A 15,631-nucleotide genomic window follows, 5' to 3' on the forward strand; every position below is an offset into this window, starting at 1 on the left:
ATGCCAGATCCCCCCGAACACCTGAAAGAACTCTACCACTGGGACCGCACAAATCACTGGCACGCCTTCACGCAGATGGCCGAATACGAGCCGCTGGTCATCGAGCAAGCGGACGGCGTCTGGATGGTCGATTCGCACGGACGACGACTCCTGGACGGGGCCAGCAGCATGTGGTGCAACGTCCACGGCCACAACCACCCGGCAATTAACTCCGCCATCGAAGGGCAACTGCATCGGGTGGCCCATGTCACGACGCTCGGTATGACGAGCGACACGACCGTGAAGCTGGCGAAGCGGCTAGTCGATATTGTGCCGACGGGCCTGGAGCATGTCTTCTTTTCGAGCGATGGATCGAGCGCCAACGAGGTGGCCCTGAAGGCGGCCTTTCAGTACTGGCTGCAGTGCGACGATCCCCAGCCGCAGAAGACCAGGTACCTGACCTTTGGACAAGCGTACCACGGCGATACGCTCGGTGCGGCCAGTGTGGGCGGCATCGGCAAGTTTCATGATCTGTTCCAGCCGCTGTTGTTCGAAGTGGTGCGTATGCCCTCGCCCGATTCGCGGCGTTTGCCACCGGGGCTCGCCGGCGAAGCCGCCGTACGCTATTTCCTGGACGAAGTTGAAGAGGTGCTCAAAGAGCAGGCCGACACCCTGGCGGCGATTGTCATCGAACCGATGGTCCAAGGCGCGGCCGGCATGGTGATGCAGCCACCGGGCTTCGTGCGTGGTCTTCGTGAATTGGCGACGCGGTATGATGTGCTGCTGATCGTCGACGAAGTGGCAACCGGTTTTGGCCGCACCGGTTCGATGTTCGTGTGCGATGCCGAAGGCATCTCGCCCGACTTCATGACGCTCGGCAAAGGTCTCACCAGCGGCTACTTGCCGATGGCGGCGACGATCACCACGAAGAAGATCTGGGAGACCTTTCTCGGCGACTCCGAATCGGGGCGGGCGCTCTATCACGGCCATACGTTCAGCGGCAACCCCATTTGCGCGGCCGCGGCGCTCGCCTCGATTGACCTGTTCGAGGAGGAGCAGACGCTGGAAAAGCTGCCGCCGAAGATCGAACGGCTGGGCGAGCGACTGGCCACCTTGGCCGAGCATCCCCACGTGGCCCACGCCCGCCAGCGAGGCATGATCGTCGCCATGGACCTGGTGCAAGATAAACAGACCGGCGAGCCGTTCCCGACAAAAGCACGCGTTGGTCAGCGTGTTGCCGAGATCGCTTTGGACCACGGAGTTTGGCTCCGCCCGCGAGCGAACATGACCTACGCCATACCACCGCTGGCGATCTCGCTCGAGGAGATTGATCTCTTGATGGACGCGATGACGGCAGGCGTGCAGCAGGCCACGGCCGCGGCGCAGACCTAGTCCTCGTCCGTTTCCATGCCGAGCGCCCGCATCTTGCGGTACAGGTTTGAGCGGTGCACGCCCAGCAGTTTGGCGGCTTCGGTGACGTTGCCGCGAACCTGGTCGATGGTTCGCTTGATGTAGTCGACCTGAAAATCGTGCGTGGCGTCGGACAGCGTGAGGCCGGTTTCCATGCCGCCGCCTTTCTTGGCGCCGGGCGAAAGCGTGAAGGCCAGGTCGTCGGCATCGATGCGGTCGCCGCTGACCAGATAGGCGACGCGTTCCATCAGATTGCGCAGCTCGCGCACATTGCCGGGCCAGCGGTGGGCGACCAGCCGTTTCTTGGCCGCCGCGGACATGGCCGGCGGTTTGCGCCCCTGCTTCTGGCAGAGCTGCTTGAGAAAGTATTCGGCCAGGGTGACAACGTCGTCACCCCGCTCACGCAGCGGCGGCAGCTCGAGCGTTACCACGTTCAATCGAAAGTACAGGTCCTCGCGGAACTTTTTCTCCCGTACAAGTTCGGCCAGGTTCTGATTCGTGGCGGCCACCACCCGGCAGTCGGTCGAGATGGTCTCGTGCCCGCCCACGCGGACCACTTCCTTCTGCTCCAGCGCCCGCAGCAGCTTGGCTTGGCCGCCAAGACTCATGTCGCCAATTTCGTCCAGGAACAGGGTGCCTCCGGACGCCACCTCGAACTTGCCGGCCCGCGATTCGTTGGCACCGGTGAATGCCCCCTTCTCGTGGCCGAACAGCTCACTCTCCAGCAGCGTCTCGGTGAGCGCCGCGCAGTTTACCGCGATCAACGGCTCGCTGCGGCGGGGGCTGCGGTAGTGAATCGACTGGGCGACCACTTCCTTGCCGGTGCCGTTCTCACCCAGCACCAGCACCGCCAGGTCGGCCGCGGCCACCTTGGCGATGGTGGATCGCAGTGCCTCGATGGCCGGGCAGTTACCGATCATCTGCACGCGATCGGCTGCCTCGTCGACCAGCAGTTGGTGGCGCTCGAGCAACTGCTCCCACTGCTGTGTGTTGGCCAATGCCACCGCGGCGTAGGTGGCCAACTCGGTGAGGCCCGTCAGGTCCTCGGGTTGGAAGTTCCCCGCCCGCTTGTTCAACAGTTCGAAGGCGCCAAAGGTGTTGCCTTGCGGCCCGACCAGGGGAACGCACAGGATAGTCTCGGTGGTGTAGCCCGTTTCTTTGTCCACCGCCCCGTGGATGGCAGCGCGGTCGTCCATGCGGTCGACGCGTTCGGGCTCGCCCGACTGGACGACGCGTCCCACCACGCCGGCATCGTCAGGCACGCGGAGTTCGTTGTTGTCCATTCCCAGCGCCGGCCGGCCAACGAGCAACTTGTGCGGTCGATCCCAGAGGAAGATGGTAGCGCGGTCGCAATCGAACTGTGCCGTGGCGGCCTCGGCCATCCGGTTGAGCAGCGTCTCGAGGTTGTCGGTCTGGGCCCACTGGTGGGTGATTTCGAGCAGCATTTCGAGCCGCTGGGCTTGCTGGTGATCGCGTCGCCGGCCGCGGACCACTGCGCAGGCCGCCGCGAGCCCCGGCCCCAGTTGGTCGATATCGACTCCCGTGTCGCCAGCCATCAACAGCGCGGTCGGTGGCAGCGAGTTGTCCTGCGAGGTGCGGAGCGGAATGGCGTTCCAGCCGGACGCTTGTCTGGGGGTGCCCGAGTCGAGCGCGTCGGCTGCCAAATCAAGCGGCAACTGCCCTGCCATGCGTCCAGCCGAGGCGGTGACGATCCACTCCGGCGGCTGAGAGCGGACCAGCGCGGCGGAAGTGAGCCCCGCCACGTCCGCCAGCCGACGTACCACGGCGGAGTGAAACTCCGCCTCATCACGGGAGACCAGGATATCGGCGAGTAGCTGCGACCAGTTGATCGATGGCATGGCGCTTCGCGGCTGTGGACGAGGGCAGTGTTGCGAGTTTGGGTACAAGGGTAGCAAAGTGACATCATATTGCAACGGACGCGCGCCGCGGTGAAGATACACCCCGGCGAGCCGCACCGTCAAAAGTACGGCGTTGGTGGGGGTTTACGCCCTGCACAGTGGGTTGGTACTTTGGTGCGGTTGCGGTGCAACTCGCCCGCAGGTGGCCCAAACTCCTCACGGGACTGGAAAATCGATGTTCGAAGGCAAGAACGGCCTGATTACCGGTGTTTTCAACAAGCAATCGATCGCTTGGGCGATCGCCGACCAAGTAATGCAGGGCGGCGGGACCTGTGGGTTCACGTACATGCCGGATCGGCCGGACGACGAGCGGAAGAAGAACCTCAACCGCGTGCAGAAGCTGACTGAGGGGCTGGACGGCGTGGCGTTCCTGAAGCCGATGGACGCCACCAACGACGAGCACATTGCCGCGGCCATGGACACCTGCAAAGACAAGTTCGGCAAGCTCGACTTCCTGCTCCACTCCATCGCTTTCGCTCCGCCCGAAGATCTGAAGAACGACACGGTCGATTGCAGTCGCGAGGGGTTCAAGTTGGCGATGGAAATCAGCGCCTACAGCCTGCTTGCCCTGGCTCGTGCGGCCCGACCAATCCTGCACGAAGGCAGTACCATCCTGACGCTTACCTACTTTGGCGGCGAGAAGGCCGTACCAGGCTACAACGTGATGGGGGTCTGCAAGGCGGCGCTCGACTCAGTGACCAAGTACCTGGCCTACGATCTGGGCGTCGATGGTATCCGCGTCAACGCCTTAAGTTGTGGCCCGCTGCAAACCATTAGCGGTCGCGGCGCCGGAGTAGACGGCATGCTGCGGTTGTACGAGGCAATGGCCCCTCTGGGACGCAACGTCACGCATGATGAGGCGGGCAAGTGCGGTGCGTTCCTGCTGTCGGAAATGTCTGGCGGCGTAACAGGCGAGATCATGCATCTTGACGCCGGCTACAACATCATGGGTACACCAGGACGGATGCTGGATCGTTACAAGGACCTCTAAGCCGTCCTAGGCTAGCTTCTCGCGGTCGTGAAATTCGCTCAGGTACTTGTCGGCCAGATCCGACAACTCCGCCATCGAGTGACTGAAGTGATAGCAGTCGAGCGTGCGCTGTAGCGTTTCGTCGAATACCTGACCTCCGACGATCCATTTCGTCAATCGTTTCGTCGGAACCAGCAGCTCGTGATTCGCTTCGGCGACGAATCCCGCGGGATTGTCGACATGCGTCACGCTCAGCAATGCGATTTCTGGCGGATTCAATTCGACGGCCGCGCGGATCTCCTCCAGTGGCAACGCAATACCCAGCACCTTGGCGTCCCAGCCCTTCTCGCGTAGCACCAATTCCGACAGCCGCACCGGCAACTCTGAGTGATCGCAGTCGGGCGTTGTGGCAATGGCTCGCGGTGCGCCCGCGTCGGGCAGCGGCAGCATTCGGCGCAGGTTGTGCAGCGTCGCTACGGCAATTTCGCAAGCGCGCCGCTCCTGGTACACGCTGAGTTCGCCCCGTTCCCAACGATAGCCAATTTCGTGAAACACCGGCGCAATCACCACGTCGGCGATCTCGATCATCGAGTGCCCTGCGTGGTACAACGGTTCGATGATGGCCTGGCTGGCCGACTCGTCTCCCGCGGCGAGAGCTTCGACCAATGGATCCTGCGCCTGGTCGATTCGCACCTTGGTGTGCTCGGCTGCCAGACCCAGCACTTCGGGCCGCACGATCTGATAACCCTGTTCGCGGGCCATCTTCACCACGGCGGCCAGCGGCAGCTTGCGGTGCCCGCCGGCCGTCTTCACGGCCTCCACCTTGCCACCGTCGACCCATCGTTTGATGGACGACTCGCTGACGCCCAGGGCCTGGGCGACTTGTTTCGGGGTAAACTTTCGTTGCATCGGCATGGCGGGTACTCGGGGATCCCGGCACGGCGGGTGCCGTGCCGGGACGTGGAAAAATCTTGAAGTTTCGTCGACGGCTACCCCAAAGCCAGCGTGACCGTCTTACTCTCAGTGTAGGCTGCCAGGCCCGCTTCGCCCAACTCCCGGCCAATTCCGCTTTCTTTGAAGCCACCAAATGGGGCCGCGGCGTCGAAAACGTCGTAACAATTCACCCAAACCGTTCCGGCGCGCACCTTGGCGGCAAAGCGGTGGGCCTTGGCCACGTCGCGGGTCCAGACGGCGGCCGCCAGCCCGAAATTCGTGTTGTTGGCTCGCTCCACCAGTTCATCCACGTCGCTGAACTTCAGCACGCTGAGCACCGGACCGAAGATCTCGTCGCGGGCAATCCGCATGTCGTCGGTCACGCCGGTGAACAGGGTGGGCTCGACGTAGTAGCCGCGGTCGCCTACCCGGTTGCCACCGGTCACGCAACTTGCACCGTCCTGCTTGCCGTACTCCACGTACTGCATGATCTTGTCGAACTGCGCCTGATCGACCTGCGGGCCTTGCTTGGTATCAGGATCGAACGGATCGCCCACCGGGTGGCTGCGGTTGTAGTCGGCGATGCGATCGACCACTTCGCCGTGGATCGAATCTTGCACGAACAGGCGACTACCCGCACAGCAGCACTGGCCCTGATTGAAGTACAGGGCGAAGTGGGCGCCTTCGATCGCCGCGTCGAGATCGGCGTCGGCGAAGATCACGTTGGGGCTCTTGCCGCCCAACTCGAAGGTGAGCCGCTTCATGCTCTCGGCCGCGGCCCGCTGAATGATCTTGGCGGTAGCCAACTCGCCGGTGAACGCGATCTTGTCGACGTCCGGATGCTCCACCAGCGCGGCACCGGCCGTGGGACCATAGCCCGGCACGACATTAATCACGCCATCGGGAATGCCCGCCTTCTGGGCCAGTCGCGCCATCCGTAAACAGGTGAGCGGCGTTTGCTCGGCTGGCTTCATCACAATCGTACAACCGGCAGCGAGCGCTGGCCCCCACTTCCAAGCCGCCATCAATGCGGGGAAGTTCCAGGGAATGATCTGCCCCACAACGCCCACCGGCTCGCGGCGAGTGTAGCACAAGTAGTCGCCCCGAACGGGAATCGTGGTGCCTTCGATCTTATCGGCCCAACCGGCATAGTAACGCAGGCAGTCGACCACCAGTGGCAGGTCGGCGGTGCGGGCGTCGCTGATTGGCTTGCCATTGTCCAGCGTTTCGAGCGCGGCCAGTTCGTCGATCTCCGCTTCGATCAAGTCGGCCAGCTTGTTCATGAGAATGCCGCGGTCGCGCGCATCCATCCGCGACCAGTCGCCATGATCGAACTGATCCCGAGCAGCGTCCACCGCTGCGTCGATATCCGCCTTGTCGCCTTCGGCCACCTGGCAGATGACTTCTTCCGTTGCTGGATTCACGGTGTCGAACGTCTTGCCGCTGGCCGAGGGGACCCAATTTCCACCAATAAAGCAATTGGTCTGCCGGATCTGCGGAGCGGGGACTTTCACGGGGGCTACGGTCGCCATGATGAATTACCTCCTGTTTAGTGTGCGATTTGCAAACAAGCGCGAGCAAACGCGGATGAGTGATGTTTTGAATTGTACTGCAACCGCACACCCACCGCCCAGCGGTTTTGGTCGCACTCGATACGCGCAATCGATCACGCAAACTTACCGAATCGTCACACGCATGAGTTCTGGCAGTTTTGGAACAACTTTACGGGATTCGATTTTAGGATCCAAAACTTGCCGGGTTTTGGTGCCCCCGGGATTCTGTAAGCCGAGTGCTATCAATGGTTTGCGTCATCGCTGCGGTGCCAAAACGCCCAGGGTTTTGCATCGCATGGGGTCCCAGAACAATCAACGCCCCCATCAGCTCGCCAAATGTCCGCGTGTTGTGTGGGTGCCTTGATACGAAACCGTCGCCTGCCGCGCAAATCGGCGCAGCCTTCTTCGCCAGGTGGTAAGTGCTTTGTTGCCAAACCACGGATGAATAGCGGAGTTGTCAAAGAGCGAAGACTGGGTAGAGATGTACGCACCCATTATTAGACCGCCATGCCAGGACGATTCAACGGCGATTTGTTTACGGCGGCGAAGCGACTTGTCCTCGGCCCCATACTATCGCACAGCCTCATCCGCTATTCGCAGCAAATCACCACCCGCGGATAGACGCGGATGATCACTGGCTGGTCCGTTGGATGGAAGGATCCCCTCAAGGCAAGCTGGAGAGCGTCTCCAAGAATCCAGAAGTAATTGCACATGCTGTGGCCCCTCGAGCTTCCGTTCAAAATCACTTGCGTGCTGTTCGCGGCGCTGATCTTGCTGGCGGTGGCCATGGCGCCCAACATGAAGTGGAAGCGTGGCCGCGTATTTCGCCTCTCGCTAGCGATAGCGGCATTGCTGTTTATTCCCTCCTGCTCGGGAATCATGGCGGTGCTCGACAGCCAGCGATTTGGTGTGTTCCAGCACGCAACGTTCGACGACGTGAACGACCCAAGGGTGGAGTCGTGGCTTCCGTCTGCAGCGACCGACATCCGTCTGCAAAAATGGATGGGAGGATTTAAGGCAAAATACTCCATCACCAACGCGGACCTGAAGAAATTCATGGACCGGCTTTGGCAGAAGCACGGCCAGTATTCCACGATGTCCCGAGCCCAGATTCAGACGCAGCTCGATTCCGGCAGATTGATCGACACACCGCCACCTGGCGTGGATGACGACCCCGCCGACTGGCCGCCACTGACAAATCCTGCCGTTTACATGAGTCCACAGGCCGCCAACGGAGCCGGATTCACCATCTGGTACAGCATTGAAGATGGCGTGGTATACCAGGAAGCCGCATACTGGTAATTTGAGAGAACCCGCAGCGTTAGCGCCCGAAGTTGTCTTGAGCTTCGGATCATCGCAAACAGCAGGTGCATTGAATGGACAACTCCTCCACCCCCCCGAAACGACTGATCGCCTGTTCGGTGCTGGTGATCCTGATCGGGCTGTGCTGGCTCTCGTTCGGGCTGGGGGCGTTGCTCGCTCCGCCGAATCCGTTTGCTGGTTTCGGCAGCTTTCTCGTCGTGCCGTTGGGGGCTGCAATGGCGGTGCAGCAGTATCGTGGCACGTTTCGCGCGGTGGCTTCGGCGGCAAGCAGCACGGCCATCCTGTTGTACTTATTTGGTGGGATGTTGATGATGGCCACCGTCAGCGGAATGTTTCAGATTGCGGCGGATTTGACCATTCCAGACATGCAACTGCTGATCCTGATTGGCACACTACTCGCTATTGGCGTGGGGCTGATCTCGATGGCGCGACTCAATCAAACCTGGTCGCGGCGTTTGCAGAACAGGGTGCTGTTTCCGGACGGTGCCTCGCGCAAGGGCGTTTCGCTGCGCGAGTTGTTGGGCCTCACCTCGGCGGTGGCTTTGGTCGCCGCGATGACTGCCTGGAGCGCACGCGACAACAGCCCCCGCACGGTCGAGCACGTCGCGGCCTCAGAAGCCCCTATGCACCTGCCCGCAGACGCCACGGATGTTAGCTATTCGGTGATGCCTACGGTCTCCATCGCTTGTGAGTTTACGACCAGCGAACAGGCGTTTCGTGCCTGGGTCGATAGTGGCATCGGTTCGCTGGAATCGAATTCCTCTGGCGTCCAGCTGGTCGAGATCACCGAGCCGGTGACCTTCCACCGCATTCGCAGTGACGTAGGCCCCAGCGATGCGGATCCAGCCAAGTCGCGGGTCACGATCCGCCGTGGCCTTCACTACCGCTGGTCGGAGGAAGACCGGGGTGTATATGCCGTCTTCGACCGGGAGACGAATCGCGGCTACTTCCACTCTCATTCGCGATAGGCGGTGTTGGGGGTTTCGTTGCCCCGCGCCACTCGGCAATAGACTACAATGCCTGCAACAGGCTTCTCTGCCACCCTCTCAAAGTCATCGGTCCACTCCATGTGGTTACAAGCCAGTTGTTCGCTGGAGTTCGATATTCCGGTGCCCACGCCGTTTCTGTTGATGCTGCGGCCCCGAAGCGGCACGCAACAATGGGTGGCGCGGGAAGACTACATGCTGAATCCCAGCGTGCCGGTCGTGGAGTTTACCGACCAGTTTGGCAATCTGTGCCAGCGGCTGGTGAGTCCTGTCGGGTGGTTCGCAATCCACACCACGGCCGTCATCGAGGTTGCCGACGCGGCGGATGCAGCGCCCGGCGCGCCGTTCGTCGAAGTGCAATGCCTGCCCGATTCGGCCCTGCCCTTCTTGTTGCCGAGTCGATACTGCGAGTCGGACCGCTTCAGCCAAATGGCCGCCACGATCACGGCTGGCTTCTTGCCGGGCTACAACCAATGCATGGCCATCGTCGATTACATCCGCAACACATTGCAGTATGCCCCCGGCGCGGGGCAGGCCATTATCAGCGCAGCGGAAGTGAACCAGCAGCCGCAGGCGGTGTGTCGCGACATGGCGCACCTGGGGATAGCGCTATGTCGGGCCCTCAGCATCCCGGCACGGATGGTGGTCGGCTATCTGGAAGGCCTGATGCCGATGGATCTGCATGCCTGGTTCGAGGCCTACGTCGGCGGACGTTGGTACACGTTCGATCCGACACAGGACTCCCTGGCCGGCGGACGGGTGGCCGTGGCCTATGGTCGCGACGCCACGGACGTGGCCATCTACACCCAGTTTGGCGACCCAGTCGAACTGCTGTCGATGTACGTGAGCGTCGATCGATTGCCAGGTCCGCCGCATTGACGGCATCGCGGTAGCCGGGTTGCAGATGGTGCGCCGCAGGCTGACCACTACTTGGCCAATTGCAGCTTGTACACCACGGCCATCTTGTCAGACGCTTCGCCCGGCGCGGTGATGACAATGCCTTCGTCAGTGCGCTGCCACTGAAGCTTGCTTTCGCTGCCCAGTAGCGTGATCTCGGCAACTTTCATGTCGGCCGCCGGTTTGCCCTTGCCAAATGCTTCGAGCACCACCTGGGTACCAGCGCCGGGCCATCCGAGCTGGAGCGCATATACCGAATTGTCCTGGCGGGTGTAGCGAATGTCGGCCGCCGTGTAGCCCTTGTCGGTGGCGATGCCGCCGAAGTGGCCTTTGCCGGTGGTGGTGGGACCGTGCCCGTACGTGACGAACGGCCGCGTTTCGTAAATCGCCTCACCAAAACGCTCGAGCCACCCGCCGATGGCCAGCAGCACCTGACGTTGGTCGTCGGGAATGGTGCCATCGGCCTTGGGAGAGACATTTAGCAACAACTGCCCATTCTTGCTGACGATGTCGATAAGACTGTGCAGCACGATCTTGGGTTCTTTGATCCGCAGGTTGTCGGTATAGCACCAGCTGCCATAGCTGATGGTGTCGTCCGTGAGCCAGGCGAAGTCGGTAAGCTCGCCCATGCCTCCCTTTTCGAGATCGAGCACACCAATGTCCTGCGGCAGGTCGTGCTGCTTGTAGGTCACGACAACCTGCTGGCCCTTGTCTGCGGCGTGGTTGAAGTAGTGGGCCAGAAACTGCATCTTCTCGCGGTCGGGGATCTCATCCAGCCAGGAGTCGAACCAGATGAGATCAGGGCTGTACTGATCGATCACTTCGTCGAGCTTCGCCACCCACATGTCGAGGAAATCCTCGCGCGGCATGTAGCCGTACAGCACGGCCCGTTCTGGATCGTCCAGCAACTGAGGAAAGTGCTCTTTCACATCGGAGTAGTGTCCGATCCAACCGAGCCTGCCATTCGATCGATGTTTCAGCCACAAGTTGTTGCGAGCGTGATGAAACGTAGCCACAACTTTCATGTCGCGCTGGCGGGCGGCTTTGGCGATGTCGCCCATGATGTCTTGCTTCGGGCCGCGGTCCTTCGCATTCCATGGTGTCACGCTGCTATCCCACATGGCGAAGCCGTCGTGATGTTCCGCAACAGGGCCGACAAAGCGAGCGCCCGCCTTGTGGAACAGTTCTACCCAATCGTCGGCGTCGAAGTGCTCGGCCGTAAACTGCGGCACAAATCGGTCGTAGGGATACTCGGCCGGATCGCCATACTTCTCGACGTGGTGGCGATAGACGTCGCCATCCTGGTTGTGCATGTTCCGCGGATACCACTCGTTGCCGTACGCGGGCACCGAGTAGACGCCCCAATGGAAATAGATGCCAAACTTGGCGTCGCGAAACCACTCGGGCGCCGGTTGGTGCCGAGCGAGAGATTCCCACGTGGGTTCGTAGTGTTCCTGGGCGACGGAAGATTGTGATACGACGCAAGTGAATGTCAACAGCAAACCGATGGAGACTCGCCTGAGCATGCTAAGATTCCCTCTCGTTGCGGGGAAAGTGTTCGTGTAGCAGATTGAAAGACGTAGATCGCTGCTTCTATGGTAGCCTAACTCGTCTGCGGATTGCTACGAAGGTGCAAGACGTGAGTGCCAGTTCCGATTTTCGCGATGTCTGAGCGATTAGAGCCGCTTTCGACAGGGTTGTCCCTGCTCCGTACCGCACTAAACTGGTGGGGGAAACAGGTTTCTTCGTGGCGATGGTCGACTGGCGATGGTTCCAGCTTCGACTCGAACATCGCAAAACGCAGGCGTCGTTGCAGAAAGGGAGTGAGGCAGACCATGGCTGTGAATTCAAATCTTCGCAATCTGTTCCTTTTGACATTCCTCTTGTTGTTCGCCGGTAGTTCGTCTCTGGCCCAAGAGGAAACCAGCAACGACAAGCCGCAGCCCAAACCCACCACGACTGCCGACACGGCGATACCGCTCAAGCAACTGCAGGTACTGGTCAAACCGCTTACCAAAGCAGAACTGGAGGTCGAAGCCGAGGCCTGGTTTGAGCTCCTGAGAAAGAAAGCGGGCCAGATTTCCGCAGCCCAGCTTGGAGTGAAGAAAACGAACGCTGCCCTGAACGGCGAGGGCGACGAGCAGGCAGCTGTGCAAGAAGCCACGAAGGTGCACGAGAAGGCGGCCGAGGAATCGGAACAGACCGAGCGTGAGCTGACTGAAGACGCCGAAGAGAGCCTGGGCATCGACGAAAGTGGTGAAGCGGACGCAGCAGAGGAAGACGAAGCCGATGCGGAGCCATCTGCCGACTCGGCAGGCGATTTGAAGCAAGAACTCTTAAACAAGGTGAGCGGTTTGCAGGACGAGCGCGCCGGCTTATCGGACCGGCTCGAGGTCGTGCTCACTTCGCTGGAGGCCAAAGGTGGCGACGTGGAGGAGTATCGGAAGTACATGACGGCTGTATCGGGTATCGATCTCGATACCGAAGACGCTAGCGCCGCGTGGGCCGCCGTGACCGGTTGGCTGGCGAGTAAAGAAGGGGGCCAACGCTGGGGCTGGAACATCCTCAAGTTCCTGCTGATTCTGCTGACCAGTTACATAGTTGCCAGTATTGTGGCCAAGGTGACCAACTGGCTGCTAGAGCGCAAGGTGCACATGTCGCAGCTGGCGGAAAAAATGATCTCGCGGACCATCAAAAACGTGGTGATGCTGGTCGGTTTGGCCATTGCTCTGACCGCGTTGGAAGTCGACATCACGCCGATCCTGGCTGCTATCGGCGCCGCTGGTTTCATCGTCGGTTTTGCACTGCAAGGCACGCTGAGCAACTTTGCCAGTGGATTGATGATCCTGGCCAACCGTCCCTTTGATGTGGGCGACGTCGTTTCCGCTGGGGGCGTTACCGGCGTCGTTGATGCCATGAATCTGGTCTCGACCACCTTCAAGACCTTCGACAACCAGACGATTCACGTGCCCAATAATGAAATCTGGGGCAATGTGATCACCAACATCACGGCCAACGACCAACGCCGGGTCGACATGGAGTTTGGCGTCGGCTACGACGACGACTTCGAGCAAGCTGAGCAGATTATTCGCGAAGTGGTCGAGAGTCACGAATTGGTGCTGGACGATCCTGAACCGGCCGTGGTGATGCACGAACTGGCCGACTCGTCGGTGAACATCGTCTGCCGACCGTGGGCGAAGACCAGCGACTGGTGGACCGTAAAAACCGACGTCACCAGGCAGGTCAAGCAACGTTTCGATCAGGCGGGCATTAGCATTCCTTATCCGCAGACCGATATCCACGTTTACGAACACGCGAACTCGTCCAAGTGAGGACACTGCTCCCCCCCAATATCGGTCGGCCGGCGACGAATGCTATGTTAGTTTGTTGGAGGTTGCTGTGAATCAATGCACTTGTTGGGGGCCTGTCGCACGTGGCGAGGAACAAGAAAAATAACCCTTTTGCTGCGCTGCTCTTCGGGCCGGCGCTCGTCGTAGTGGGCGTGTTGGCGTTGTGGGAGAACGAGGGTCGATTCAACTTCTATCAGGCGGCCAAGGATGCCCAGGTCGCGCCCGCGGGCGACGCGCCGGTTGGTCGGCCGTTTGCGATGACCGACGAGCTCGACACGCAGATTCCGATTGTCGGTCACTACGTCGAGAAGTTTGTCGGTTTTCATCGCGTTAACCGCAGTGCGATGATCTACTCCTGGGACGAGGACAAAGACAGCGACGGCCACACCACCTGGGACCTGGACTGGCATTCGAGTGTCGAAAGCAACTCGCGTAATAGCGGCATTCGGCAGACACTCCGCAGCGACACGTTGTATCCCCCCAAGTATCAGTTGGGAAGCTTGGAGATCGCCGCCGCGGACATTCACCTGGTCGATGCCAAGCAGGCCATTCCGGCGAGAAGGCTGCAACTGGTCGAAGCGGGCAGGCAGCAGCAGCTTCGACTCGCTGGCGAGTATTTCTTCAAAGGCCGCGGCTCACCAGGCAACCCGCAGCTAGGCGACGAACGGCTCCAGTACACCGGCATTCCCAACGCCCCGACCGCTTCGTACTTTGGCATGCTCGAGGGCCATGTGGCCCGCGGCAAGCAATACGACATCAGCAAGAGCTTTCTATCGGACTTTATCCAGAACGACGGCGTGCTACACCATCTGGTGAATGGCGACCGCGAGACAGCTCTCGCTACGCTCAAGGGCTATTTCAGCAAGGTGAAGTGGTTCACTCGGCTGGGTGGTACCGCGGCCGTGGTGATTGGTGTGATGATCTTCATTGGCTTTTTCGCCAGCTTGCTCTACCGCATCCCGGTACTTGGCCAGGTGGTCGGTTGGGGGGTGTTTCTGATCAGTTTGGCGGTTGGATTGACGCTGTCGCTGCTGGTGATGGTCACTTCGGCCCTGGTGCATCATCCGATCGTCCTGGCGTTGCCGGTGGCCTTGGTGGTGGCGGGCATCGTGTATCTTCTGAGGAGCAAGAAGTCGGCCAAGAAGAACGTGGAGAACGCCTTGTCCCAGTACCAACAGACGCACGCCGATGATGGTTTCGACATCGATGGGCCAGGTATGTCTGCAGGACTGGCCGAACAGACCTTCAGCAACCTGGCAAAGTTGGCCCTCGAAGGCGGTCTGAGCAAGCATGAGAACAAATTCCTGGTAAAGTGGGCCGAAAAGAACGGCATCGATGCCGATCGCATGAAGCAACTGTTCGCCCAAGCCAAAGAAGATCCCACCCCCACGCAGGCTGCCGATCGCAACGACTTCGTGCTCTTGGTCTGCCTGGCCATGGCAGACGGCACGCTGTCGATGCGCGAGCAATCGGCGCTCAAGGCGATGGCGGGGCGGCTGGGGCTCTCGAAGGGAGACGTACGCGAGATCGTCGTAGGCGTGGAGACGGGCGAATTGGTGCCAGTGTAGTGAAGTGGACAGAGTTCGCAGGATCGATGAGATGCAGCAGGGCAGCCAACAGCCACCGCCTGGATCGACGATTGAGAAGATCGAGGACTCGGAGGGAACGACTTATTGTTTGCAGCCACCTCGCGATGGAATCTGGCGGTACTATTCGTTGGTCATGCTGGGTATCGTATTGGGAGTGTGGTCGATTGGGCTTCTGGTAGGTGCGGCATTTGCTCTGTGGCACATTATTAGCGGAGGTTTAAGTGCGTCCGAGGGCTGGGGATTCGTGTTGTGGCTTGCCCTCGCCAGCCTGGGTGAGGTGTTCCTCGTCTGCTGTTTCAAACGCCAATTCTCTCCCGCCGTGCCCGAAACGCTGGTGCTTGGTCGACATAGCCTCCGCTGCGACTCGGGAAACCTGCCGATGTCCAGAGCTCCAGCGATTCAGGCCATGTACTATGGCAATTCCCATGAGACCAGTTTGCGAATGTTCGGGAAGCGAAGGCAACTCGAGGCCTGCATCCGCGAATTGGGGCCGGTCACGCTCACGCACGAGGGCCTGCACCAGCGTTTGACCATCGAGCGCGGCGCCGAGCGCTTCGAGATTGGACCGTTCCTCCGTTGGGCGGAACGCGAATGGCTCGCCGCTGAGATCCAGGCTTGGCAGCAGCATCGCTAGTCGCGGCGGAATATCGTTCCCCTTTTTCGGCCAGCCGAATGCGATTTTGGCAGTCGAGTGACCACCGCCGGGTGTTGCCAGATTTTTT

General features: G+C 60.6%; 12 protein-coding genes. 8 read left to right on the forward strand and 4 right to left on the reverse strand.

Going from position 1 to position 15,631, the window contains the following annotated elements:
• Positions 1–1,371: an adenosylmethionine--8-amino-7-oxononanoate transaminase gene (bioA, locus tag NG895_RS25510; protein WP_252855385.1), complete on the forward strand. Its 1,371-nt coding sequence runs from the start codon at positions 1–3 to the stop codon at positions 1,369–1,371.
• Here the strand turns inward: bioA and NG895_RS25515 are convergent.
• Positions 1,368–3,248: a sigma-54-dependent Fis family transcriptional regulator gene (locus NG895_RS25515; RefSeq protein WP_252855386.1), complete on the reverse strand. Its 1,881-nt coding sequence runs from the start codon at positions 3,246–3,248 to the stop codon at positions 1,368–1,370. The two genes, bioA and NG895_RS25515, sit on opposite strands and share 4 nt — an antisense overlap.
• Positions 3,249–3,483: 235 nt before the next feature.
• Here NG895_RS25515 and NG895_RS25520 point away from each other — a divergent pair, with 235 nt between their 5' ends.
• Entirely contained in the window at positions 3,484–4,299 is an 816-nt protein-coding gene (locus tag NG895_RS25520) for an enoyl-ACP reductase FabI (protein WP_252855387.1), read from the forward strand.
• Between the two features lie 6 nt (positions 4,300–4,305).
• Here NG895_RS25520 and NG895_RS25525 read toward each other — a convergent pair whose 3' ends face one another.
• Complete coding sequence (locus NG895_RS25525) at positions 4,306–5,193, reverse strand: B12-binding domain-containing protein (protein WP_252855388.1); 888 nt, start codon at positions 5,191–5,193, stop codon at positions 4,306–4,308.
• 74 nt (positions 5,194–5,267) lie between these two features.
• Positions 5,268–6,743: an aldehyde dehydrogenase family protein gene (locus NG895_RS25530; protein ID WP_252855389.1), complete on the reverse strand. Its 1,476-nt coding sequence runs from the start codon at positions 6,741–6,743 to the stop codon at positions 5,268–5,270.
• Positions 6,744–7,475: 732 nt separating this feature from the next.
• On the opposite strand from NG895_RS25530, the gene NG895_RS25535 reads away from it, so the two are divergent.
• The 3 genes from NG895_RS25535 to NG895_RS25545 all read left to right on the forward strand — a co-directional run bounded on the left by NG895_RS25535 (position 7,476) and on the right by NG895_RS25545 (position 9,952).
• On the forward strand, positions 7,476–8,066 hold the full coding sequence (locus NG895_RS25535) for a hypothetical protein (RefSeq protein WP_252855390.1): 591 nt from the start codon (positions 7,476–7,478) through the stop codon (positions 8,064–8,066).
• Between the two features lie 74 nt (positions 8,067–8,140).
• The gene (locus tag NG895_RS25540; RefSeq protein ID WP_252855391.1) at positions 8,141–9,055 is read left to right on the forward strand and encodes a hypothetical protein; all 915 of its coding nucleotides are present in this window, start codon (positions 8,141–8,143) and stop codon (positions 9,053–9,055) included.
• Between the two features lie 99 nt (positions 9,056–9,154).
• Positions 9,155–9,952, forward strand: a complete 798-nt coding sequence (locus NG895_RS25545; protein WP_252855392.1) for a transglutaminase-like domain-containing protein — start codon at positions 9,155–9,157, stop codon at positions 9,950–9,952.
• A gap of 47 nt (positions 9,953–9,999) precedes the next feature.
• Here the strand turns inward: NG895_RS25545 and NG895_RS25550 are convergent, their stop codons facing one another.
• Entirely contained in the window at positions 10,000–11,496 is a 1,497-nt protein-coding gene (locus tag NG895_RS25550; RefSeq protein WP_252855393.1) for an alpha-L-fucosidase, read from the reverse strand.
• Between the two features lie 309 nt (positions 11,497–11,805).
• Between NG895_RS25550 and NG895_RS25555 the strand changes: the two genes are divergently transcribed.
• From NG895_RS25555 to NG895_RS25565, 3 genes are all read left to right on the forward strand, one after another.
• Positions 11,806–13,302 carry a mechanosensitive ion channel family protein gene (locus tag NG895_RS25555; RefSeq protein ID WP_252855394.1) on the forward strand — a complete coding sequence of 499 codons (1,497 nt, stop codon included), beginning with the start codon at positions 11,806–11,808 and terminating at the stop codon, positions 13,300–13,302.
• A 101-nt stretch (positions 13,303–13,403) separates the two neighbouring features.
• Positions 13,404–14,888, forward strand: coding sequence for a TMEM43 family protein (locus NG895_RS25560; protein ID WP_252855395.1), 1,485 nt, complete (start codon positions 13,404–13,406; stop codon positions 14,886–14,888).
• A 31-nt stretch (positions 14,889–14,919) separates the two neighbouring features.
• Positions 14,920–15,543 carry a hypothetical protein gene (locus tag NG895_RS25565; RefSeq protein ID WP_252855396.1) on the forward strand — a complete coding sequence of 208 codons (624 nt, stop codon included), beginning with the start codon at positions 14,920–14,922 and terminating at the stop codon, positions 15,541–15,543.
• Positions 15,544–15,631 lie beyond the last annotated feature (88 nt).

This window comes from Aeoliella straminimaris, assembly GCF_024054565.1.
GTDB lineage: Bacteria > Planctomycetota > Planctomycetia > Pirellulales > Lacipirellulaceae > Aeoliella > Aeoliella straminimaris.

What these genes read in the sequence shown, in the direction of transcription:
- NG895_RS25520 (WP_252855387.1), top strand. Translation starts at nt 3,484, where the DNA reads ATGTTCGAAGGCAAGAACGGCCTGATTACCGGTGTTTTCAACAAGCAA.
- NG895_RS25535 (WP_252855390.1), top strand. Translation starts at nt 7,476, where the DNA reads ATGCTGTGGCCCCTCGAGCTTCCGTTCAAAATCACTTGCGTGCTGTTC.
- bioA (WP_252855385.1), top strand. Translation starts at nt 1, where the DNA reads ATGCCAGATCCCCCCGAACACCTGAAAGAACTCTACCACTGGGACCGC.
- NG895_RS25530 (WP_252855389.1), bottom strand. Translation starts at nt 6,743, where the DNA reads ATGGCGACCGTAGCCCCCGTGAAAGTCCCCGCTCCGCAGATCCGGCAG.
- NG895_RS25525 (WP_252855388.1), bottom strand. Translation starts at nt 5,193, where the DNA reads ATGCCGATGCAACGAAAGTTTACCCCGAAACAAGTCGCCCAGGCCCTG.
- NG895_RS25540 (WP_252855391.1), top strand. Translation starts at nt 8,141, where the DNA reads ATGGACAACTCCTCCACCCCCCCGAAACGACTGATCGCCTGTTCGGTG.
- NG895_RS25545 (WP_252855392.1), top strand. Translation starts at nt 9,155, where the DNA reads ATGTGGTTACAAGCCAGTTGTTCGCTGGAGTTCGATATTCCGGTGCCC.
- NG895_RS25555 (WP_252855394.1), top strand. Translation starts at nt 11,806, where the DNA reads ATGGCTGTGAATTCAAATCTTCGCAATCTGTTCCTTTTGACATTCCTC.
- NG895_RS25565 (WP_252855396.1), top strand. Translation starts at nt 14,920, where the DNA reads ATGCAGCAGGGCAGCCAACAGCCACCGCCTGGATCGACGATTGAGAAG.
- NG895_RS25515 (WP_252855386.1), bottom strand. Translation starts at nt 3,248, where the DNA reads ATGCCATCGATCAACTGGTCGCAGCTACTCGCCGATATCCTGGTCTCC.
- NG895_RS25550 (WP_252855393.1), bottom strand. Translation starts at nt 11,496, where the DNA reads ATGCTCAGGCGAGTCTCCATCGGTTTGCTGTTGACATTCACTTGCGTC.